This window comes from Yersinia canariae, assembly GCF_009831415.1.
In the GTDB taxonomy this organism is placed as follows: domain Bacteria; phylum Pseudomonadota; class Gammaproteobacteria; order Enterobacterales; family Enterobacteriaceae; genus Yersinia; species Yersinia canariae.
In genome coordinates, this window is sequence record NZ_CP043727.1 from 208,853 (window position 1) to 232,004 (window position 23,152).

Here is a 23,152-nt window from a genome sequence, read left to right on the forward strand (position 1 = left end):
ATTGGGCATCCCATAGTCAGGTTTATTGAAAATCTTGTAGTGCGCGGATTAGCGCATCATTATCAGCATTCTCCGCGACCCGGATATGGCTCCAGCCCATTTGGGCCGCCAGTGCTGCGAGGCGGTCACTCACGACAACCAAGCGGCAGCGGAGCAACCAGGAAGAACGATAATAATCAGGAACTAAAGTATAGATCTGTTGTAACATTTCGCCGCTAGTAACGACCAGAATATCAACTCCGGAACGTTGCCAGTGCGCACTTTGCTCACTGCCATCATAAAAGATGGGGCTGCGTTGATAACATTCGCAAAAAGTTACCGTGGCTCCCCGCTCAGTCAGGCTTTCACCGAGAAGCTCTCGTCCGCCATTGCCGCGCAATAACAGTGCCTTTTTACCCGCCAGATTTTGCAGGTCAGGCAATGATAACAGCATCTCGCTGGTCTCTCCCGTTGGGGGATAAGTGACGTGCAAGCGGCTGGCAGTATGCAATGCTAAAGCAGTGTTACGGCCAATAGCATAATAAGATAACTGTGCAGGCCATGACAGGTTATTTCTTTTTAACAGCGGGTTAGCGTAGCGAATCGCGTTCTGTGACAAGGCAAAAACCAAGTCGCCAGCTTGCATGTTTTGCAGCAATGCTGGCAGTTTTGGTAGGTCATTGCCGGGAGAAAAATCAATCAACGGCGCATGATAGGCAACCCGGCCCAGCGCACGCAGGCGGCTGACTAACTGCTCCCCGGAGGGGGACGGACGGGTCACCAGAATTGTCATAAGGGTTGATTATCCTGATAAACCTCAGCCAGTATTTCTCGCGCTCCCCGTGATAGCAGTTCATCGGCCAGCTCAACACCCATTTGCTCTGCATTTTCAGCAGGGCCGCGGCGCTCACCCCGAATAATTTCACTGCCATCGGGTGCGCCGACCAATGCGCGCAGCCACAATGTATCGCCGTCTAATTCGGCATAACTGCCAATAGGCACCTGACAGCCCCCTTCAAGGCGGGTATTCATGGCGCGTTCAGCACATACACGTATTTCAGTTTCGCGATGATTCAGTGGCGCGAGCAGTTGGCGGGTAAAATCATCCGCCAGTCGACATTCAATGCCAACAGCCCCTTGGCCGACGGCGGGCAAGGACTCTTCTGCGGGCATGGCATAACGAATTCGCGTTTCGAGCCCGAGACGCTTGAGGCCAGCAACAGCCAGAATAATCGCGTGATAATCGCCGTTATCAAGCTTGGCAAGACGCGTGCCGACGTTACCGCGCAGGTCACGGATAACCAGGTCAGGGCGGCGTTCGCGCAACTGACATTGGCGGCGCAAGCTTGAGGTGCCCACGATGCTACCCGCTGGTAGGTCATCCAGATGTGCATAATTCATTGATACGAAAGCATCGCGCGGGTCATCACGCTCGCAAATAGTGACCAGACCCAATCCTTCAGGAAAAGCAATGGGGACATCTTTCATCGAATGAACTGCAATATCTGCCCGGTCTTCCAACAGCGCTAACTCTAATTCTTTGACAAACAAACCCTTACCGCCGACTTTGGCCAGTGGTGTATCCAGAATGATGTCCCCACGAGTGACCATTGGAACCAATTCGACTTGCAGACCAGGATGATTGGTTTGCAGTAAATGTTGAACATAATGTGCTTGCCATAAGGCGAGCGGGCTTTGTCGCGTGGCAATTCGAATAATTTTGTCTAACATTGCTTGTTACCGTTTTTATATTTTACGGCCCATCCTACCATTGACCGATGAAGACTGTCAGTGCGGTAGCCACATCAACAGGGCGGATAAGAGTATAAGAAAGCAACTATTCTAACAAATGCCCATCTGGATAAGGGGTTTATTCCCTTTAGACTGACAAAGTGGCATTCGCTGCGGACTGGCTTGGTTTATTGGCCTGAGACCAGGCCGCCGTAGCAATGACTTTGGCAAGAGATAGGCGTTATAATTGTTGGGATAGCTTTACTTTCTTTACGGTCAATCGGCAAGGTGTTAGATTGATCACGTTTCCAGCAATAATTCGTTAAATATTCTTCAAACAAAATGTTTTTTGGTCAGTTCAACAAAAAGTACATTTTTTGGTGAAAGTCAGAAAACAATAAACGAATCTGGAACACGGGTTTCTTTCTAAGCACCGGAACAATCAGGCGAGACGTCTTGTACCTCTACATCGAGACACTGAAACAGCGACTGGATGCGATCAACCAATTACGAGTCGATCGCGCCTTGGCGGCCATGGGGCCAGCCTTCCAAAAGGTCTACAGTCTGCTACCGACCCTATTACATTGTCATCACCCACTGATGCCGGGTTACCTTGATGGTAACGTTCCCCATGGCATTTGCCTTTTCACGCCCAATGAAACACAACAGGATTATTTGTCTGAGGTTGAAGCCAAATGGGGCGAGCCTTTGCAACAGAGTGTGGGCGGTGAACTGCCAATTACTGGTGTCTACTCAATGGGTAGCACTTCATCTATTGGTCAGTGTCATACATCCGATCTTGATATTTGGGTATGTCACCAAGCCTGGCTTGATTCTGAAGAACGTAGCCGCTTGCAAAAAAAATGTAGCCTGCTGGAAAAATGGGCTGCATCAATGGGTGTTGAAGTCAGTTTCTTCCTAATTGATGAAAACCGTTTCCGCCATAATGCCAGTGGCAGTCTGGGCGGTGAAGATTGCGGCTCAACCCAACATATTTTATTGCTAGATGAGTTTTACCGCAGTGCGGTTCGTCTGGCGGGGAAACGTATTCTGTGGAATATGGTTCCGGTTGAAGAAGAAAATAATTACGATGATTACGTGCTGTCGCTGTATACGCAGGGCGTATTAACACCGAATGAATGGCTGGATCTGGGCGGTTTGAGCACCCTATCAGCAGAAGAGTATTTCGGGGCCAGTTTGTGGCAATTGTACAAGAGTATTGATTCGCCTTATAAAGCCGTGCTGAAAACGGTCTTACTCGAAGCCTATTCTTGGGAATACCCTAACTCTCAACTATTGGCGATGGAAATAAAACAGCGCCTGCATGCCGGAGAGATAGTCGCGTTTGGCCTTGATGCTTACTGCATGATGCTCGACCGTGTTACCCGCTATCTGACCCAAATTAATGACACCACCCGGTTGAACCTTGTGCGCCGTTGCTTCTATCTCAAAGTGTGTGAGAAGTTATCTCGCACCCCAGCGAGTGTCGGCTGGCGGCGTGAAATTCTTGGCCAACTGGTCAGTGAATGGGGCTGGAGTGACGAGAGTCTGGCGGTGTTGGATAATCGCGCCAACTGGAAGATTGAACGGGTTCGTGAAGCTCATAACGAGCTGCTGGACGCGATGATGCAAAGCTATCGAAATTTGATTCGCTTTGCACGGCGTAACAACTTGAGTGTCAGTGCCAGCCCACAGGATATCGGGGTTCTGACCCGTAAATTGTATGCGGCATTTGAAGCTTTACCGGGTAAAGTGACACTGGTAAACCCGCAAATTTCCCCAGACCTTTCAGAAGAGCACCTGACCTTTATTCATGTGCCTGCAGGGCGTGCTAATCGTCCGGGTTGGTATCTGTACAATCAAGCGCCATCAATGGATGCTATCGTCAGTCATCAGCCGCTGGAATATAACCGCTACCTGAATAAACTGGTGTCATGGGCCTATTTCAACGGCTTATTGACCAGCAAGACACGCCTGCATATTAAAAGTGCCAATCTGTGTAATACCGTCAAACTGCAAGAACTGGTGACGGACATTTCTCACCACTTCCCATTGCGTCTGCCAGCACCAACACCTAAAGCGCTATATAGCCCATGTGAAATTCGCCATTTGGCGATTATCGTCAATCTGGAGCATGACCCCACTGCGGCTTTCCGCAATCAGGTAGTGCATTTTGATTTCCGTAAACTGGATGTCTTCAGTTTTGGTGAGCAGCAGCAGTGCTTGGTCGGGAGCATCGATTTGTTGTACCGCAACTCCTGGAACGAAGTGCGCACCCTGCATTTCAGTGGTGAACAGGCGGTATTGGAAGCACTAAAAACCATTTTAGGCAAAATGCATCAGGATGCGGCACCACCAGAATCCGTAGATGTGTTCTGCTATAGCCAACATCTACGTGGTTTGATTCGCACCCGTATTCAGCAATTAGTCTCTGAATGTATTGAACTGCGCTTATCCAGTACTCGTCAGGAACCGGGCCGTTTCAAAGCGGTGCGGGTTTCCGGCCAGACATGGGGATTGTTCTTTGAGCGCCTGAGTGTCTCGGTTCAGAAACTGGAAAATGCCGTTGAATTCTATGGTGCTATCTCTAATAACAAGCTGCATGGGTTATCAATTCAGGTCGAAACTGATCAGGTTCATCTGCCACCGGTTGTTGATGGTTTTGCCAGTGAAGGGATTATTCAGTTCTTCTTCGAGGGTACCGCAGATGAAAAAGGATTTAATATTTATATCCTTGATGAGGCAAACCGCGTTGAGGTCTATCACCACTGCGAGGGCAGTAAAGAGGAATTAGTGCGGGATGTCAGCCGGTTCTATTCATCTTCTCACGACCGCTTTACTTACGGCTCCAGCTTTATCAACTTCAACTTGCCGCAATTCTACCAAATTGTGCAGTTAGATGGCCGAACTCAGGTCATTCCTTTCCGCAGCAATACGTTGTCTCATCTACATATTGCGGATAAAGAAGCCAACGCGCCAGCGCAGCAGTTTCAGCTACATTAATTTCCCCTGCGTCCTTGAAGTTGCAGGGGGATTTACTTGCCGCCTGCCCGCAACTCCAAGGATGTTGGGGACTAATCTGAGTCCTTGACGCCGGATGCGGCTAGATAAAACTAACATCTTCCCCGGCTTGGGCGGTCGCGGCTTCGGATAACTTGGTAAAGAATTCTTCGCCGCTGCGAGAGCAATACCAATGCCCTTCGCGATAATCAAAATGGTATCCGCCCGTTTTGGTTGCCAGCCATACCTGATGCAGTGGCTCTTGGCGGTTGATAACAATCTTGCTGCCATTTTCGAAAGCCAGGGTCATCACCCCGCCATTGGTTTCATAATCGATATCACTATCGCCGCTAAAACCATCCAGTGTCTCTTCAATGTAAAGCATCAATTGATCGGCTAACTGATGAAACTCGCTGTCGTTCATATTCAATTCCTATTGCTTTTCATGATCCACCTGCGATTATAGAGACCTTGGACGCATGAATCACAGGCATTAATACATTTATCGGCGTCAAACCAATTTTCTGGTGTCAAAACAATTTACAGGCGTTAAAAAATGAAAAAAAAATTATATTGGCCACTTACTGCGATAATGGTGTTTTCACTTGCCGGATGTGGCTTGAAAGGCCCGTTATTTTTCCCTCCGGCAGAGAAACCCAATGTTGAAACGACAAAACAAGACAGCGGTCAGGTCAATAAAAATCAGCAGGGTGTGCCGGGTGAGACGAAACCGACCCAAACTATCGCTGGGCCACAATAATTATCTCTATCGCAGCCAGATTTAGCCAGTACCGAAAATTTAGCCGGTAAATAAAAGTCAGCGGAGTATGAAATGCAGTTCTCCAAAATGCACGGTCTTGGCAACGACTTTATGGTTGTTGATGCAGTTACCCAAAATGTTTACTTTTCGCCGGAGTTAATCCGTCGATTAGCAGACCGGCACACTGGCGTGGGCTTTGATCAGATGTTGGTGGTGGAGCCGCCTTACGATCCTGAGCTGGATTTTCATTACCGTATTTTTAATGCAGATGGCAGCGAAGTTTCTCAGTGTGGTAATGGCGCTCGTTGCTTTGCCCGTTTTGTCCGCCTGAAAGGGCTGACCAATAAGCGCGATATTAGTGTGAGTACCCAAACGGGCCGTATGATACTGAGTGTCACTGAAGACGAGCTGGTTTGTGTCAATATGGGCGAGCCTAATTTTGAGCCGCAAAGTGTCCCTTTCCGTGCGGCCAAAGCAGAGAAAACCTATATTTTGCGTGCGGCAGAGCACACCGTACTGTGTGGTGTAGTTTCAATGGGAAATCCTCACTGTGTGCTGCAGGTTGATGATGTTTCTGTTGCCAATGTTGCCTTGCTTGGCCCAGTATTAGAAAGCCATGAGCGCTTTCCTGAACGGGCGAATATCGGCTTTATGCAGGTGGTGAGTCGCGAACATATTCGCTTACGGGTGTATGAGCGCGGAGCCGGTGAAACTCAGGCCTGTGGTAGTGGGGCGTGTGCGGCAGTGGCGATTGGCATCCAGCAAGAGTTGCTGAGTGAAGAGGTTCATGTTGAATTGCCGGGGGGCAGCTTGCATATCAGTTGGAAAGGGCCGGGGCACCCACTGTATATGACCGGGCCAGCGACCCATGTGTATGACGGATTTATCCATTTATAATATATCCGTCATACTTCAAGCTGCATGTGCGTTGGCTGCCTTCGTTCACCCCAGTCACTTACTCATGTAAGCTTCTGGGGACATACTCAGTTGCCGCCTTCCTGCAACTTGAATTATTTAGGGTATAAATGTTCATTATGACGGGTGTTACATGAAAAGTTATGAGGAGCAGGTGCTAGAGGCTATCGAATTAGACGACGACGCCGTGATGCAGTATTTATTGCAAAATCCCGACTTCTTTATCCGCAATGCTCGTTTGGTTGAACAGATGCATATTCCCCATCCGGTGAGAGGCACAGTCTCGCTGGTGGAATGGCAACTGGGCCGCCAGCGTAACCAGATAGGTCAGTTGGAAGAAGAGATTACGTTACTGATGGAGCAGGCCGGTTTGAATGAAGTGCTGTTCAACCGCTTACTGCAACTGCAAGGCAACCTTGCCGCCGCCAGTAGCTTACAAGATATGCTGAATCGCTTGCAGCGCTGGGCCAGAGATTTTGGTCTGGCCGGGGCTAATGTCAGGCTGTTCACTGACCGCTGGCAGATAGGCGCGCCATCAGATTTCACCCATTTGGGCCTGTCTCGCCATGCTTTTGAGCCAATGCGCATTCAGCGGCTGGGTAATGATCGCCATTATCTTGGCAGCTTGAATGGCCCGGAATTGTTACTGTTATTGCCCCAAGCTAAGCAAGTTGGTTCAGTGGCGCTGTCATTGTTGGGCAAAGACGGCGATCTGGGCGTGATTGTCTTCAGCAGTCGCGATATACAGCATTATCAGCAAGGCATGGGCACCGTGATGCTTAATCAGTTATCTACATTGTTGCCAAGCCTGCTGGAGCGCTGGATAGAGCCTATATGACCGAGCTCAGCGTTTCGCTCGCCCCGCAGGTCGAGGGGTTCCTGCGCTACCTGAAAGTTGAACGTCAGCTTAGTCCGCTAACTATTACCAGCTATCGGCGTCAGTTGCAGGCCTTAATAGAAATGGGCGAACAAATGGGTTTGGTTAACTGGCAAACGCTGGATGCCGCTCAGGTTCGCTCCTTTGTTTCCCGCAGTAAACGTGCCGGTTTACACTCATCAAGCTTGGCTTTACGGCTCTCAGCTTTGCGCAGTTTCCTCGACTGGCTCGTCAGTCAGGGCATACTGACAGCCAATCCTGCCAAAGGCGTGAGCACTCCGCGCTCTGGTCGCCATCTGCCGAAAAATATTGATGTCGATGAAGTCGATAAACTGCTGGATATCGACTTGAATGACCCGCTGGCTGTGCGTGACCGGGCGATGCTGGAAGTGATGTATGGCGCGGGTTTACGTTTATCCGAACTGGTCGGAATGAACTGTAAACATGTGGATTTGGTCGGCGGTGAAGTGTGGGTGATGGGTAAGGGCAGCAAAGAGCGCAAAGTGCCCATCGGCAGGACGGCAGTCACATGGCTGGAACACTGGCTGGAGCTGCGAGAATTGTTTGAGCCGCAGGATGACGCTATCTTCTTAGCCAATACCGGTAAGCGAATTTCAGCACGTAACGTACAAAAACGCTTTGCTGAGTGGGGCGTAAAACAAGGGGTCAGTAGTCATATTCACCCCCATAAATTGCGTCATTCTTTTGCCACTCACATGCTGGAATCCAGTGGAGATTTGCGCGCAGTGCAAGAGTTACTGGGCCACGCCAATCTGACCACTACGCAAATTTATACTCATCTAGACTTTCAACATCTGGCAACAGTGTATGATGCTGCTCATCCACGGGCCAAACGAGGCAAATCCTGATGCATTTTTATCGTCCACTTGAACGTATTTCCGCTATTACCTTCGATTTGGATGACACCCTGTATGACAATCGGCCGGTGATATCCCGTACAGAACAAGAGTCTGTGGCGTTTTTACAACAGTATCATCCCAATTTGGCACAGTTACAGGCCGCAGATTTGCATCGTTTTCGCAGTGAAATACTGGCGCAAGATCCCGATGTTTATCACGATGTCACTCAGTGGCGCTGGCATGCCATCGAGCTGGGCCTCATTCGCCACGGCTTGAATAAGTCACAAGCGCAATGTGGGGCCGATGCAGCCATGGAAAACTTTGCCTTATGGCGCAGCCGTATTTATGTGCCGCCCGCCACACATGACACTCTGAGCGCGTTAGCCGAGCATTATCCCTTGGTCGCCATTACCAATGGCAATGCGGATCCTAAAGCCTGTGGTCTGGATAATTATTTCCAGTTTGTCTTGCGCTCCGGCCCCCATGGCCGTGCCAAACCTTTCCGCGATATGTACCATAAGGCGGCGAATCATCTGGATATTCCGCTGAAACATATCTTGCATGTCGGTGATGATTTGACCACGGATGTCGCCGGTTCGCTACGTTGCGGTATGCAAGCATGCTGGATTAATGACCGCGAACAAAGCCTGATGACGGCCAGTGATAGCCGGTTATTGCCCCATATTGAGATTTCGCAGTTGGCTTCCCTGACAGCATTGCTATAATCCTCTGCAATAACTCTGTATAAATTCACAGTGGAATGATGGTAAAATCGCCGGATAACTGGCGATTTAGCTATTTTCCCTTACCCGATAAACGGTGCCTATGGACGTTTCTGATCTGCTCGACAGCCTGAATGAAAAACAACGCGAAGCCGTGGCCGCGCCACGCTGCAACCTGTTGGTACTGGCCGGTGCAGGCAGCGGCAAAACACGGGTGCTGGTTCATCGTATTGCCTGGTTGTTATCGGTAGAAAATGCCTCCCCATATTCCATTATCGCAGTCACCTTTACCAATAAAGCGGCGGCTGAAATGCGCCACCGTATTGAACATTTGATTGGCACCAGCCAGGGCGGAATGTGGATTGGGACTTTCCACGGTCTGGCGCATCGGTTGCTGCGCGCTCACCATATGGATGCCAATCTGCCGCAGGATTTCCAAATTCTCGACAGCGACGACCAATTGCGCTTATTAAAACGCTTGGTTAAAGCCTTGAATTTAGATGAGAAACAATGGCCGCCGCGTCAGGCAATGTGGTATATCAACGGCAAAAAAGATGAAGGGCTACGACCACAACATATTGAGAGCTATGGCAATCCGGTCGAAGCTACGTGGCTGCGTATTTATCAGGCCTATCAGGAAGCGTGTGACCGCGCAGGTTTGGTGGATTTTGCCGAGCTATTATTGCGTGCCCACGAGTTGTGGCTGAATAAGCCACACATTCTGAATCATTATCGCGAGCGCTTTACCAACATTCTGGTGGATGAGTTTCAGGATACCAATAACATTCAATACGCCTGGATTCGCCTGCTGGCAGGGGATCGTTCCAACGTGATGATTGTCGGCGACGACGACCAATCAATCTATGGCTGGCGTGGGGCGCAGGTGGAAAACATCCAGCGCTTTCTGAAAGATTTCCCGGGTGCTGAAACCATCCGATTAGAGCAAAATTACCGCTCGACCAGCAATATCCTGACAGCGGCAAATACCTTAATTGCTAATAATGATGGCCGCATGGGGAAAAACCTGTGGACCGACGGCGCTGAAGGTGAGCCGATTTCACTCTATTGTGCCTTTAATGAATTAGATGAAGCCCGTTTTGTCGTGAACCGCATTAAAGCTTGGCAAGACAATGGTGGTGCGCTGAATGATTGCGCCATCTTGTATCGCAGTAACGCCCAGTCACGTGTTTTGGAAGAGGCCTTATTACAGACCGCCATGCCGTACCGGATATATGGCGGTCAGCGCTTCTTCGAACGTCAAGAAATCAAAGACGCACTGGCTTATCTGCGCCTCATTTCTAATCGCAATGATGATGCGGCCTTTGAGCGGGTCGTGAATACGCCAACCCGTGGTATCGGCGATCGCACCTTAGATGTTATTCGCCAAACTGCCCGTGACCGCCAGTTAACCTTGTGGCAGTCAACTCGCGCCATGTTGCAGGAAAAAGTGCTGGCAGGCCGTGCGGCTTCTGCATTGCAACGTTTTGTCGAGTTAGTCGACTCACTGGCACATGAGACGTCGGATATGCCGCTGCATGTCCAAACTGACCGAGTGATTCGTGACTCCGGTTTATGGTCAATGTATGAGCAGGAAAAAGGCGAAAAAGGTCAGGCGCGGGTTGAGAACCTTGAAGAGCTGGTCAATGCGACCCGCCAGTACAGCTATCAGGACGAAGATCAGGATCTGATGCCATTACAGGCATTCCTCTCTCATGCGGCGCTGGAGGCCGGAGAAGGCCAAGCTGATGCTTATCAGGATGCGGTGCAGCTCATGACTCTCCATTCAGCAAAAGGGTTGGAGTTCCCGCAGGTATTCATCGTCGGTATGGAAGAGGGCATGTTCCCGAGCCAGATGTCATTGGATGAAGGTGGGCGTCTGGAAGAAGAACGGCGGCTAGCCTATGTTGGGGTCACCCGTGCAATGCAGAAACTAACTCTTTGCTATGCCGAGAGTCGCCGTCTGTACGGCAAAGAAGTCAATCATCGACCATCACGTTTTATCGGCGAATTGCCGCAGGAATGTGTCGAAGAAGTGCGGTTACGCGCAACGGTCTCTCGTCCGGTAAACCACCGCAGTATGGGAACGCCGATGAACGAAAATGACAGCGGCTTCTCACTGGGTCAGCGAGTTCGTCATCCTAAGTTTGGCGAGGGCACTATCGTGAATCTGGAAGGCAGCGGTGAACACAGCCGGTTGCAGGTGGCTTTCCCCGGCGAGGGGATTAAGTGGTTGGTGGCCGCTTACGCCCGGCTGGAAGCCGTCTAAGTTTACCCTTCATCCTTGACGTCATCACGGTGTTAGCGGCTCTGATTCGCCTTGAGCCGCTTGTTTTGCATCGGTTTCCGCTTGTAGCAAAATGGCTTTGCCCATCCACTGGGTAACATCCTGAATTCCAGCTTCATCTAAATGCCATATATCTTTCAGTACCATAAAAACTTCTGACCCATAAATTAATGAAAAGGCATAGATAACTCTTTGCAGTGCTTCTGGTGCCAATTTCCCTTCCAATGGCTCAACTGCCAGTTTTAACAGCCGTTTACGGTTGCCGCGGATTAACTTCTCTTCATTATTTGGATTACTGCGGTTGTTGGCCCATTGCTCTAAGGATAAATGCAGCGCCGCTCGCAGCACGCCTTCGTGTTGCAACATCTGCGGATAAGCAAAAGAGAGTAATTCAGCAATCCGCTGGCGTGCATCGGGCTGAATGGGTTGCCATTCCAGTATTGGCCCAAGGCTTTCATCGACCATGGCAGAGACTAATGCACTTTGTGTCGGGAAATAGCGGTAAGCCGTGGCACGAGAGAGTTGGGCCGCGTTTGCTACTTCTGTGATTGATGGGAATGCACCTTGTTCATACATCGCCATCGCGGTGTCGATAAGTAACCGCCGGGTTCTGGCCCTGATGGTGGTTAGCGATGGAGAGACGTGTTCTTGTTTATCCTGATGATTCACGGGCACTCCATAGTTTAGAAATTGTATTTTCGTCCACTATAACAAACCGTTCGCACAAATCGCCATGAATGCTCTCCACATTCAGATTATTTTTGAGACTTCAGTCTCATATTTTAATGATGCACTTTGCGAAAATGATACCGCAGTCTCAATATGGCTTTATCTTAACCAATTCGCTTCATTGTCCGGCAGTAAGCAAACAACCAATTCCCAACAAAATGAAGTGAGCGGCTTGAGTTTTTTGCGACATTCCGCATTCATAGAAGGATGTTCAGATGCCTCGTCATATTTTTATCGCGACAACAACAGATACCAAAGGCGATGAGCTGGCCTATGTCAGTGAGTTAATTAAAGAAACCGGCCTCACTACGGTTACGGTTGATTTATCGACGAAAGAAGGTAAACGCGCCAGCGGCGCTGATATCACGGCAGAAACGGTGGCGAACTATCATCCGGATGGGCTTCAGGCCGTCTTCTGTGGTGACAGAGGCCGGGCGATAAGTGCGATGGCGGTGGCTTTTGAGCGTTTTATTGCCAGCCGTGATGATGTAGCGGCACTTTTGGGCTTGGGCGGTTCCGGCGGTACCGCGCTAATAACTCCCGCAATGCAAAGCTTACCTATTGGTATACCTAAACTGATGGTATCAACGATGGCTTCTGGTGATGTTTCCGGTTACATCGGCGCCAGTGATATCGCCATGATGTATTCAGTAACTGATATTGCTGGCCTCAATCGTATTTCCCGCCGCGTGCTGAGCAATGCAGCTCATCAAATTGCCGGAGCGGTTTACTTTGCCAAAGAAGAATCAGTCACAGAGGATAAACCCGCGCTGGGCTTGACTATGTTTGGCGTCACCACGCCTTGTATTCAGGCGGTTAGTGCCGCGCTATCGGCAGAATATGATTGTCTGGTTTTCCACGCGACCGGCAGTGGCGGCAAAGCCATGGAAAAATTGGCCGAAAGCGGTTTACTGGCCGGTGCGCTAGATCTGACCACCACTGAAGTCTGCGACTTATTATTTGATGGAGTATTGGCCTGTGGGCCAGAAAGATTCGATGCTATTGCTCACACCAATATTCCTTACGTCGGCTCCTGTGGTGCATTAGATATGGTCAATTTTGGTAGCCCGGCGACCATTCCGGCGAAATATGCAGACCGCTTATTCTATAAACATAATGCGCAGGTCACTCTGATGCGCACCACTGAGCAAGAGAATATTGAAATGGCGCGCTGGATTGGCGAGAAATTAAATCGTTGCCAGGGAGAGGTGCGTTTCTTAATTCCAGAGGGTGGATTCTCGGCACTCGATGCGCCGGGCCAGCCTTTCTGGGATGAAAAAGCACTGCAAGCTTTCATCCATACGCTGCAAGAAACCGTGATTCAAACTGACAAACGCCGTCTGGTGCATTATCCGTTCAATATTAATGACCCAGAGTTTGCCCAAGCTGCAGTAGAAAACTTTAAAGAAATAGCAAAGAGCCCATCCCATTAGGGCCATTTAATTCGTGGAGAAACATATGCCAAAATTTCAACGCCAGGCCATATTGGCCAAATTCCGGGAAATGATTGCCCGCCGTGAGCCGATTATCGGTGGCGGCGCGGGGACAGGGCTGTCGGCCAAATGTGAAGAAGCCGGTGGTATTGATTTAATTGTTATCTATAACTCAGGCCGCTATCGCATGGCCGGCCGTGGTTCGCTGGCGGGTCTGCTGGCCTACGGCAATGCTAATGAAATTGTGGTCGATATGGCAAAAGAAGTCCTGCCTGTAGTCAAGAAAACGCCGGTGTTGGCGGGAGTTAATGGCACCGACCCATTCTGTCAATTTGACCACTTTTTGGATCAGTTGAAGGACTTGGGCTTTTCGGGCGTGCAGAACTTCCCAACGGTTGGCTTAATCGACGGTAATTTCCGCGCCAATCTCGAAGAAACCGGCATGGGCTATGGTTTGGAAGTGGACATGATTCGTCTCGCCCACGAAAAAGACCTGCTGACGACACCGTATGTCTTCAGCGCTGAAGATGCCGTCGCCATGACCCAAGCGGGTGCCGATATTATTGTTCCTCACATGGGGTTGACCACCGGCGGCAATATTGGCGCTGACACCGCATTGAAACTGGCAGATTGTGTTCCTCTGATTAACGAATGGGCCGCTGCGGCAAAAGCTGTGCGCCAAGACATCATTGTCCTGTGCCACGGCGGGCCTATCTCTACCCCAGAAGATGCCCAATACATTATGGATAATTGCCCACAATGTGATGGTTTTTACGGTGCCAGCTCAATGGAACGGCTACCGACAGAAATTGCACTGACTGACACCACTAAGAAGTTTAAAAATATAACGCGTTGATTATTTTGCCAATACCAAGGGAAACCTGTTTGTGAGTTTTGCTGAGTTATCGGCTAAATGAAGATGCAGGGTACACAAAACCGAAGTCGAAGTTGGCTTCGGTTTTTTATGACATTATTTCTGATAGTTTGCCCCAATATCTGCCACGGCATACCATGCCATAATTCGATTTACGTCGGGCTCACCCTCAGCCGGTGACCAATGGGCAACATCTTCATAAGCAACTGGCTGATAAGGGCCGTGTTTCACTTCAAAAATAACCGCCCCTTTTTCCAGTGACAGCACGGCGTGCCATACATTGGCAGGGATTTCCAGAATGGCGGTTTCCTGACCCAGCACCGCTCGGTGTGTTACCTTTCCGCTCTCATCAAATAACAACACGATAAAGTTGCCTTGCAATGCTGTTAGTAATTCCCACGTGTGAGGGTGACGATGAGGACGGACATAGGTCTCCGGCTCCATCGCGATAGCCAGGCGCTGTATGGCATCATCAAGCTGCGGATGGAAGTTGAGGTTGGCCCTCTGACGCGGCGATTGTTGGGCTTGTTGGCTCAGTTGCATCAGGGATTGCTGGGTAATTTGCTTCATTCTGGCTAAATATCCTTAAGAGTGGCTGAGTGTAATCTAGCGTAAACAGGGTGATGTTGTGGAGGAATTTACCTACTTTATTGTCACGAGTTACCAGATAAAAAATCTTGCCGCTCAGAACTGAAAATTGTGCTCACGAATTAACATCTTTTAACCGGTTGACAGTCTTTTTCTTCTCGGCGTAACATGCGCGCACTATTCTTGATGAGGACATTCGCCTTGGACACACCCAGTAGATACTGGCTCAATAACCTGTTCATATGGTGCAACTTCTAAGGCTATCCTCTTATTTGCTGATAGCCTTCGTGGTTGTCAGCGGCCCCGCTAAACCGTCGCTGTGAGTCAGATCTCCTTATGGTCTGAAACAAACGGTATTTCAATACTCACCTGTTTCTGTGCTTCAATGCGTTTTCCCACTCCATCACCGCAAGGGAGTTTTGGCACATGCTGAGCGCATTTAAATTAAGTAACAATCGCTTATCCCGTTTGGAGCTGGATGAATCAGATGACCTGACTACCTCACTTTGGGTCGATTTAGTCGAGCCAGAAGAGGGGGAGCGGGAACGCGTCCAGAATGAGTTAGGGCAAAGTCTGGCGACCCGGCCAGAGTTGGACGACATCGAGGCTTCAGCACGATTCTTTGAAGATGAGGATGGGCTGCATATTCACTCCTTCTTCTATTATGAAGATGCTGAAGACCATGCCGGTAACTCAACCGTGGCATTTACTATCCGTGATGGCCGCCTTTATACCCTGCGCGAACGCGAATTACCGGCATTCCGTTTGTATCGTATGCGTACGCGAAATCAGACATTGGTTGACGGCAATGCTTATGAATTGCTGCTGGACTTGTTTGAAACCAAAATTGAACAGCTGGCAGATGAAATCGAGAATATTTACAGCGATTTGGAGGCCTTAAGCCGCGTTATCATGGAAGGCCAGCAGGGCGATGAATATGATGCCGCACTCTCGACGTTGGCAGAACAGGAAGATATCGGCTGGAAAGTTCGGCTGTGTCTGATGGATACCCAGCGAGCGCTGAATTTCTTGGTACGTAAGGCCCGTTTGCCCAGTAACCAGTTGGAGCAAGCTCGTGAGGTGCTGCGCGATATCGAATCCTTGTTGCCGCATAATGAATCCCTATTCCAGAAAGTAAACTTCCTGATGCAAGCGGCGATGGGTTTTATCAATATTGAACAGAACCGTATCATCAAGATTTTCTCGGTCGTATCAGTTGTTTTCCTGCCACCAACATTGGTGGCGTCCAGTTACGGGATGAACTTTGAGTTTATGCCGGAATTAAGGTGGTCGTTCGGTTATCCCGGGGCGATTAGTTTGATGATTATTGCGGGTCTGGCACCATATTTGTATTTCAAACGCAAAAACTGGCTTTAATATTTCAATAAAAAAGTCCGGTAACTCAATGAGTCGCCGGACTTTTTTAGCATTTTCACTGTTAAGCGCGTAGCTTACGTTGGGTGTAAAGCGCATCCAGCGTGAACAACAAGAGCGCCGCCCAGATAAAGACGAAAGTCACCATTTTATCGTTGCCGATAGTCTCACCATAGAATGTGACCGCCAGAATAAACATCAGTGTTGGCCCCAAATACTGGAAGAAACCCAGTGTTGATAACCGTAAACGAGTGGCGGCGGCAGTGAAGAACAGCAGAGGAATGGTGGTAACCACCCCCGCAGCGGCTAAGAGGACATTCAATGACCAGGCATTTGCCGCCATGTGACTGGTCGGGCTGTCGGCAATAAAGAACAAGTAGACCGCCGCAATGGGTAATAACCACATCGTTTCTACCAACATGCCCGTTTGGGCATCAATTCCCAGTTTTTTGCGTATCAAGCCGTATAGTGCAAAGGTAATCGCCAGACCTAAACCAATCACTGGTAGTGAACCAAATTGCCACAGCTGAATTAACACCCCGCCGAAAGCCAGTGCCACCGCGACCCATTGCATACGACGAAAACGCTCGCCAAGAAATAACATGCCAAATAACACATTGACCAATGGGTTGATAAAATAGCCCAGACTGGCTTCCAGCATATGGTTGTGGTTGACCGCCCAAATAAATAATAACCAGTTACTGGCAATCAATACCGCAGTAACTGCCAGTAATAGTAGGCGTTTGCGATTTTGAATAGCATGGCGAACCTGCGGCCAATTGCGGCTGACCGTCAGCAGAATCAGCATAAAGAAAAATGACCAGATAATCCGATGAGTCAAAATTTCATCAGCCGGCACCTGTTGGATGAGCTTGAAGTAAGCGGGGGCGATCCCCCAAATAAAATAGGCGGCCAGAGCAAAAAAAATGCCCTGACGGGTTCGTTGTTTATCCATGGTGTGGCTCAGAACTAGAAAGGAGATGCGGTGAGTGTACTTAAGTTTGCCCTACGAATCATCACCGCTGTCGAACACATTAGCCAACCAAATAGGTCGCAGTTGCACTGGCGATATGCATTTGGCTCTCATTATGCAGCTCAACTCTGGCAACAGAGACTTTGTTACCACTTCGTAAAATACGGCTGCTGGCAATAAAATGCTCACCACGACCAGGACGCAAATAGTCGACTCGCAGGTCAATTGTCCCCATTTTCGCTAGCTTCATTTGCAGTTGTTCTTGTATCAACGGCTCATGACGAACCAGACTGTTCCCGACACACACTAAACCTGCGGCAACATCTAGTACGGCAGCAATAACACCGCCGTGCAAAATCCGTTGCGCAATGTTACCCACCAGTTTGTCATTATTATCAAAGGTAATTTCGGCATAATCTTGCTCGAAACGAGTTAATTTTAATCCTAATTCGCGGTTAAATGGCATGTGATAAACGAAGATCTCACCGATGAAGTTGCGGGCGCTCTCCAGAGTTAAAGGGGTAACAGGCATTGTTTTTCTCTTAAAAGATAATTTCTCATGTTATTAGTTTGTTTATTTTATGCTCCTATTTTGTTGTTTTCCAGTCGTTAAATCATAAATATAAACAACACTAATCTCAGATAACATTTGTGTGTAGAATGAGCTGTTTTCATTACAAATAGAAATAATTCGTAAGGTGATGGGGGAATTATGGGTAGATTTTGGCGGATTTTAATAGCTTTATTACTGGTGCCGACATTGGCGCAGGCAGAAGAAGCTACGGTTGAGAAGATTCATGACGCACCGACGGTGCGCGGCAGTATTATCGCGGCGATGTTACAGGACCACGATAACCCGTTTTTGCTTTATCCGTATGAAACGAACTATTTGCTATACACCTATACCAGTGACATCAATAAGAATGCGATAAGCTCTTATGATTGGGCTGAGAATGCCAAGAAAGACGAAGTTAAATTCCAACTCAGTTTAGGTTTCCCTATCTGGCGTGGTATTGCTGGTGATAACTCATTGCTGGGCGCTTCCTATACTCAACGCTCTTGGTGGCAGGCATCTAATAGTGACGAATCTTCGCCGTTCCGTGAAACCAACTATGAACCTCAGATATTCCTGGCATGGGCGACAGATTATGAATTGGCGGGCTGGACATTCCGTGAAGTCGAATTTGGTTATAACCATCAGTCTAATGGGAAAGCCGACCCCACGTCACGTAGCTGGGATCGCGTGTATACGCGTCTGATGGCGCAACGCGGCAATCTGGAAATTGATCTGAAACCTTGGTATCGCATTCCTGAAAGTGATGGCAAAGATGACAACCCGGATATCAACAAATACATGGGGTATTACCGTCTGAAAGTCGGTTATGCCTTGGGGGAAAGCGTGTTCAGTATTGATGGTCGTTATAACTGGAATACCGGTTACGGCGGCGCTGAAATGGGCTGGAGCTACCCAATTACCAAACATGTTCGTTTCTATACCCAAGTGTTTAGTGGCTATGGTGAGTCAATGATTGACTATAACTTTAGGCAAACACGGGTGGGTATGGGTATCATGTTGAATGATGTCCTTTAACGTCATCCGGCGTTAGAAAAGTTTCAGACACAGGCCGGTTAACCGGCCTGTGTAGATCTCATAGTTGGGGAAAAGTGTGTCAACCGCAGCAGTGATAAATAGGGAGTTACTGGCAGAGCAAGTATTGCGAGATACTTTCGGCTACCAGCAATTCCGACCAGGGCAACAAGAAATTATCAACGCCACCCTATCAGGGCAAGACTGTCTGGTAGTGATGCCAACCGGTGGTGGTAAATCCTTGTGTTATCAGATTCCGGCACTGGTGACGGATGGCTTAACGCTGGTGGTTTCCCCCTTAATTTCTCTGATGAAAGATCAGGTTGACCAACTGCTGGCCTATGGCGTGGGCGCTGGGTGTTTAAACTCATCACAAACACGTGAACAGCAATTGGCGGTGATGGACGGTTGCCGCAGCGGTCAGATTAAACTGTTGTATATCGCGCCAGAACGGTTGGTCATGGAGAGTTTTCTTGACCAATTGCACCAGTGGCGTCCTGCGTTATTGGCGGTGGATGAGGCGCACTGTATTTCCCAATGGGGCCATGATTTCCGCCCGGAATATCGTGCTCTTGGTCAGCTAAAGCAACGTTTCCCCCATTTACCGGTAATTGCACTGACCGCCACGGCTGATGAAGCAACGCGTGGCGATATCGTGCGGTTACTCAATCTGGATCAGCCTTTAATTCAGGTCAGTAGCTTTGACCGCCCCAATATTCGCTACACTCTGGCAGAGAAATTCAAACCGCTTGATCAACTGTGGCGTTTTGTCCAAGACCAACGTGGTAAAAGTGGCATTATTTACTGCAATAGCCGGGCAAAAGTGGAAGACACCACCGCCCGTCTACAAAGCCGTGGCTTAAGTGTGGCGGCCTACCATGCTGGGTTGGACAATGAGCGTCGCGCGCAGGTACAAGAAGCATTTCAACGTGATGACTTGCAAGTCGTGGTCGCCACCGTGGCGTTCGGCATGGGGATTAACAAACCCAATGTCCGGTTTGTGGTGCATTTTGATATTCCGCGCACTATCGAATCTTACTATCAAGAAACCGGTCGTGCTGGGCGTGATGGTTTACCCGCCGAGGCGATATTGCTGTATGACCCGGCCGATATGGCGTGGCTGCGCCGCTGTTTGGAAGAAAAACCGGCGGGCGCACAGCAAGATATTGAGCGGCATAAACTTAATGCCATGGGGGCTTTTGCGGAAGCGCAAACTTGCCGCCGACTGGTGCTGCTGAACTATTTTGGTGAGGGTAAACAGCAGTCATGCGGTAACTGTGACATCTGTCTGGACCCGCCGAGGCGCTATGATGGGCTGGCGGATGCGCAAAAAGCGCTGTCGTGCGTGTATCGAGTTGGGCAACGGTTTGGCTTAGGGTATATCGTCGAGGTGCTGCGCGGGGCCAATAATCAGCGTATTCGTGAGTTTGGTCATGACAAGCTGTCGGTGTACGGCATTGGTCGCGAGCAAAGTCATGAGCACTGGGTCAGTGTCTTGCGCCAACTGATTCACCTTGGGTTGTTGAGCCAAAATATCGCAATGTTTTCTGCCTTACAGTTGACCGAAGCCGCGCGCCCGGTGTTGCGTGCTGAATTGCCATTACAGTTGGCGGTGCCGCGTATTCAGAGTTTGAAAGTGCGTAGCAGTGCCAATCAAAAATCCTATGGTGGCAATTACGATCGCAAGTTGTTTGCCAAATTGCGCAAGTTGCGCAAGTCTATTGCTGATGAGGGCAATATTCCGCCTTATGTGGTGTTTAACGATGCCACTTTGCTGGAGATGGCTGAGCAAATGCCTATCACCGCCAGCGAACTGTTGAGTGTTAATGGCGTCGGGCAGCGTAAGCTGGAGCGCTTTGGCGCGCCGTTTATGGCGCTGATCCGCGACCACGTAGATAATAATGACGACTAACAGGTCGCCTTCCTTGTAGAGAGAAATTCTTCATGCTAATGCTGTTTCTGACTGTCGCGCTGGTGCATTTGGTCGCTTTGATGAGCCCAGGGCCTGATTTCTTTTTTGTCTCGCAAACTGCGGCCAGCCGTTCACGCCGCGAAGCGATGATGGGGGTGGTCGGCATTTCGCTGGGGATTGTTATCTGGGCCGGTGTGGCATTGATGGGGCTAAATCTCATCTTGCAGAAAATGGCGTGGTTGCACGAAATTATTATGGTCGGCGGTGGGTTATATCTGTGCTGGATGGGTTGGCAATTGCTGAAATCCGCCCGCGCCAAACAGGGGGCTTCAGAAAGTGAGGCACACGTTGCGCTTCCTGCTCGTGGCCGAACTTTCTTACGCGGCTTTCTGACTAATTTATCTAACCCCAAAGCAGTTATCTATTTCGGCAGCGTATTTTCACTGTTTGTTGGTGACAATGTCAGTGCTGGCGCGCGCTGGGGCTTGTTTGTCCTGATTGTGTCCGAAACGTTCGTGTGGTTCAGCATTGTGGCCTGTGTCTTCGCCTTGCCGGTGATGCGCCGTGGTTATCAGCGGCTATCCAAATGGATTGATGGCCTGGCTGGGGTGCTATTCGCCGGTTTTGGTATCCACCTGATATTGTCTCGCTAACGAATTTATTCCCCAACCGGTGAGTTACCCGGTTGGGAGATGACGAGTTTTCTTATACTTTTCGTGCGGTTGCCAGTAGCGCACCGACCAGCATGAATAAGCCACCAAATATCCGGTTTAATAATTTCATTTGCTGCGGTGATTTAATCCAACCAGCAATTCGTGTAGCAAGTGTCGCGTAGCCAATCATCACGATAATATCGACAATGACACTGGTGCTACCGAGAATCAGATATTGCGCCACCTGGGGCTGATGTGGCAGGACAAATTGTGGGAACAATGCGGCCAGGAAAACAATACTTTTCGGATTAGTCAGGTTAACAAATACCGCGCGTTTAAACAGTTTTCGCCGTGGCATACTGTTCGCCAATGCATGCAGGTCTAGCGCACCGGCAGCTCGCCATTGTTGAATACCAAGCCAGATTAAGTAAGCCGCACCAAGCCATTTTAATATTTCAAATGCCAGTAGTGATTGTGAAATCAGTGCGCCCAGGCCCACGCCGACCAGCACAATATGCACGGCCAGCCCCAATTGTAACCCGCAGATAGAGGCAATCACTCCGCGCGTACCATGACTGATGGCGGTACTCATGGTGTTAATGGCACCGGAACCGGGGGACAAACTGAGGATAAGTGTCGTCAGCAGATAAGTTAACCACCAGTCGAAGGTCATCGGCAAAGTTCCCTGAATACGTAAATTTATGCCACAATACTCTATTGCTAATAGTTGTGCTATGGCTCACAGAATACCGAGCAATTCAGGCCAAAAGCTGTAATCAGCGATGAGCTATAACGCCCTGATCTATAACGCATGATGCCTAAGATCATGATTTACAAACTCACGTTTATCGAGTCGAGCTATGCCGTTAGATAATCATATGAATAACTGGTTGACCCGCGAAGAGCAGTTTGCTGCTTTTGTTAACGGCCCATTGTTAGATTTCTGGCAGCAGCGGGATGAAGATGAGTTTATGGGGGTCGATAATGTCCCTATTCGCTATGTCCGTTTTTGCGCACCACAACATACCCGTGTGGTGGTGGTCGTGCCTGGCCGCATTGAAAGTTACGTCAAATATCCTGAAGTAGCTTATGATCTCTTTCAGCAAGGCTATGATGTTATAGTGTTGGATCATCGTGGTCAGGGCCGATCTGGGCGAATGCTTGAGGATGGTAACCGCGGGCATGTGATCAAATTTGATGATTATATTGAGGATTTTGCGCAACTGGTGCAGCGCGAGATAACGGAGAGTCATTATGAGCACCGTTTTGCACTGGCCCATTCTATGGGCGGCGCGATTCTGACGCGCTTTTTGGCAAGGGAGCCAAAAGTATTTGATGCCGTGGCGCTCTGTGCTCCTATGTTTGGTATCCATTTGCCCATGCCGGGTTGGTTGGCTCACCGGATTGTCGACTGGGCGGAAGGGCATCAAAAGCTGCGGGATTATTACGCGATAGGAACAGGTCAGTGGCGGCCATTGCCCTATCTGGTCAATATGCTGACTCACAGCCGCGAGCGTTATCGCCGCTATTTGCGCCAATATGCTGATACACCCGAAATCCGTGTGGGTGGGCCAACCTATCATTGGATTCGTGAAAGCCTGCTGGTGGGGGAGCAAATTATCGCCCAAGCAGACAAAATTACTACGCCGGTTCTGTTACTACAGGCCAGTGAGGATCGGGTGGTTCATAACCCGGCCCAAGATGCATTTTCTCAGGCAATGACTCTGGCGGGGCACCCTTGCGAAGGGGGGCAGCCTAAGTTAATTCAAGGCGCACGCCATGAGATCCTGTTCGAGCGGGACACCCTGCGTGCCGAGGCGTTAAGCGCCATATTGCGCTTTTTTGCGCAACATCAACCTTCTTTGCAACATAAAATATTGTCTGCAACATAAAACAACCA

Annotated in this window: 22 protein-coding genes; 14 read left to right on the top strand and 8 right to left on the bottom strand. The window is 49.4% G+C overall.

The features are described 5' to 3' along the window. Positions 1–22: 22 nt before the first annotated feature. Entirely contained in the window at positions 23–772 is a 750-nt protein-coding gene (hemD, locus tag F0T03_RS00940; protein ID WP_145556063.1) for a uroporphyrinogen-III synthase, read from the bottom strand. Continuing rightward, positions 769–1,710 (bottom strand): hydroxymethylbilane synthase, encoded by a 942-nt coding sequence (gene hemC, locus F0T03_RS00945; RefSeq protein WP_159677058.1) that lies wholly within the window; start codon positions 1,708–1,710, stop codon positions 769–771. Before hemC ends, hemD begins: the two co-directional genes overlap by 4 nt. Positions 1,711–2,166: 456 nt before the next feature. Between hemC and F0T03_RS00950 the strand changes: the two genes are divergently transcribed. Next, a complete protein-coding gene (locus F0T03_RS00950) occupies positions 2,167–4,713 on the top strand; it encodes a class I adenylate cyclase (RefSeq protein ID WP_145556065.1) in 2,547 nt (848 codons plus the stop codon). Positions 4,714–4,813: 100 nt separating this feature from the next. Here F0T03_RS00950 and cyaY read toward each other — a convergent pair whose 3' ends face one another. After that, positions 4,814–5,134 (bottom strand): iron donor protein CyaY, encoded by a 321-nt coding sequence (gene cyaY, locus F0T03_RS00955; protein ID WP_159677059.1) that lies wholly within the window; start codon positions 5,132–5,134, stop codon positions 4,814–4,816. A 132-nt stretch (positions 5,135–5,266) separates the two neighbouring features. Between cyaY and lptM the strand changes: the two genes are divergently transcribed. From lptM to uvrD, 6 genes are all read left to right on the top strand, one after another. Beyond that, on the top strand, positions 5,267–5,470 hold the full coding sequence (gene lptM, locus F0T03_RS00960; protein ID WP_145556067.1) for an LPS translocon maturation chaperone LptM: 204 nt from the start codon (positions 5,267–5,269) through the stop codon (positions 5,468–5,470). A gap of 72 nt (positions 5,471–5,542) precedes the next feature. After that, positions 5,543–6,367: a diaminopimelate epimerase gene (gene dapF, locus F0T03_RS00965; RefSeq protein ID WP_145556068.1), complete on the top strand. Its 825-nt coding sequence runs from the start codon at positions 5,543–5,545 to the stop codon at positions 6,365–6,367. A 151-nt stretch (positions 6,368–6,518) separates the two neighbouring features. Beyond that, a complete protein-coding gene (locus F0T03_RS00970) occupies positions 6,519–7,223 on the top strand; it encodes a DUF484 domain-containing protein (protein WP_159677060.1) in 705 nt (234 codons plus the stop codon). Continuing rightward, complete coding sequence (gene xerC / locus F0T03_RS00975; protein WP_159677061.1) at positions 7,220–8,131, top strand: tyrosine recombinase XerC; 912 nt, start codon at positions 7,220–7,222, stop codon at positions 8,129–8,131. Before F0T03_RS00970 ends, xerC begins: the two co-directional genes overlap by 4 nt. Next, positions 8,131–8,847, top strand: coding sequence for a 5-amino-6-(5-phospho-D-ribitylamino)uracil phosphatase YigB (gene yigB / locus F0T03_RS00980; RefSeq protein ID WP_159677062.1), 717 nt, complete (start codon positions 8,131–8,133; stop codon positions 8,845–8,847). Before xerC ends, yigB begins: the two co-directional genes overlap by 1 nt. A 100-nt stretch (positions 8,848–8,947) precedes the next feature. Continuing rightward, the gene (gene uvrD, locus F0T03_RS00985) at positions 8,948–11,110 is read left to right on the top strand and encodes a DNA helicase II (protein WP_145556072.1); all 2,163 of its coding nucleotides are present in this window, start codon (positions 8,948–8,950) and stop codon (positions 11,108–11,110) included. 24 nt (positions 11,111–11,134) lie between these two features. Here uvrD and F0T03_RS00990 read toward each other — a convergent pair whose 3' ends face one another. After that, the gene (locus tag F0T03_RS00990; RefSeq protein ID WP_145556073.1) at positions 11,135–11,797 is read right to left on the bottom strand and encodes a TetR/AcrR family transcriptional regulator; all 663 of its coding nucleotides are present in this window, start codon (positions 11,795–11,797) and stop codon (positions 11,135–11,137) included. A gap of 275 nt (positions 11,798–12,072) precedes the next feature. On the opposite strand from F0T03_RS00990, the gene F0T03_RS00995 reads away from it, so the two are divergent. Both F0T03_RS00995 and F0T03_RS01000 read left to right on the top strand, forming a co-directional pair. Next, positions 12,073–13,290 carry a Tm-1-like ATP-binding domain-containing protein gene (locus F0T03_RS00995; protein WP_159677063.1) on the top strand — a complete coding sequence of 406 codons (1,218 nt, stop codon included), beginning with the start codon at positions 12,073–12,075 and terminating at the stop codon, positions 13,288–13,290. A 25-nt stretch (positions 13,291–13,315) separates the two neighbouring features. Further along, positions 13,316–14,146 (top strand): phosphoenolpyruvate hydrolase family protein, encoded by an 831-nt coding sequence (locus F0T03_RS01000; RefSeq protein WP_145556075.1) that lies wholly within the window; start codon positions 13,316–13,318, stop codon positions 14,144–14,146. 114 nt (positions 14,147–14,260) lie between these two features. Here the strand turns inward: F0T03_RS01000 and F0T03_RS01005 are convergent, their stop codons facing one another. After that, positions 14,261–14,734, bottom strand: coding sequence for a WbuC family cupin fold metalloprotein (locus tag F0T03_RS01005; RefSeq protein WP_145556076.1), 474 nt, complete (start codon positions 14,732–14,734; stop codon positions 14,261–14,263). Between the two features lie 444 nt (positions 14,735–15,178). Between F0T03_RS01005 and corA the strand changes: the two genes are divergently transcribed. Then, the gene (corA, locus tag F0T03_RS01010) at positions 15,179–16,129 is read left to right on the top strand and encodes a magnesium/cobalt transporter CorA (RefSeq protein ID WP_145556077.1); all 951 of its coding nucleotides are present in this window, start codon (positions 15,179–15,181) and stop codon (positions 16,127–16,129) included. 61 nt (positions 16,130–16,190) lie between these two features. Here corA and rarD read toward each other — a convergent pair whose 3' ends face one another. Further along, positions 16,191–17,081: an EamA family transporter RarD gene (rarD, locus tag F0T03_RS01015; protein ID WP_145556078.1), complete on the bottom strand. Its 891-nt coding sequence runs from the start codon at positions 17,079–17,081 to the stop codon at positions 16,191–16,193. A 79-nt stretch (positions 17,082–17,160) separates the two neighbouring features. Continuing rightward, complete coding sequence (locus F0T03_RS01020) at positions 17,161–17,631, bottom strand: thioesterase family protein (RefSeq protein WP_145556079.1); 471 nt, start codon at positions 17,629–17,631, stop codon at positions 17,161–17,163. A gap of 180 nt (positions 17,632–17,811) precedes the next feature. Between F0T03_RS01020 and pldA the strand changes: the two genes are divergently transcribed. The 3 genes from pldA to rhtC all read left to right on the top strand — a co-directional run bounded on the left by pldA (position 17,812) and on the right by rhtC (position 21,252). Beyond that, positions 17,812–18,690, top strand: coding sequence for a phospholipase A (gene pldA, locus F0T03_RS01025; protein ID WP_145556080.1), 879 nt, complete (start codon positions 17,812–17,814; stop codon positions 18,688–18,690). Positions 18,691–18,766: 76 nt separating this feature from the next. After that, positions 18,767–20,599, top strand: coding sequence for an ATP-dependent DNA helicase RecQ (gene recQ, locus F0T03_RS01030; protein WP_145556081.1), 1,833 nt, complete (start codon positions 18,767–18,769; stop codon positions 20,597–20,599). 32 nt (positions 20,600–20,631) lie between these two features. Further along, entirely contained in the window at positions 20,632–21,252 is a 621-nt protein-coding gene (gene rhtC, locus F0T03_RS01035; protein ID WP_159677064.1) for a threonine export protein RhtC, read from the top strand. A 52-nt stretch (positions 21,253–21,304) separates the two neighbouring features. Here the strand turns inward: rhtC and rhtB are convergent, their stop codons facing one another. After that, positions 21,305–21,925, bottom strand: coding sequence for a homoserine/homoserine lactone efflux protein (gene rhtB, locus F0T03_RS01040; RefSeq protein ID WP_159677065.1), 621 nt, complete (start codon positions 21,923–21,925; stop codon positions 21,305–21,307). Between the two features lie 187 nt (positions 21,926–22,112). Between rhtB and pldB the strand changes: the two genes are divergently transcribed. Further along, the gene (pldB, locus tag F0T03_RS01045) at positions 22,113–23,144 is read left to right on the top strand and encodes a lysophospholipase L2 (RefSeq protein WP_145556084.1); all 1,032 of its coding nucleotides are present in this window, start codon (positions 22,113–22,115) and stop codon (positions 23,142–23,144) included. Positions 23,145–23,152 lie beyond the last annotated feature (8 nt).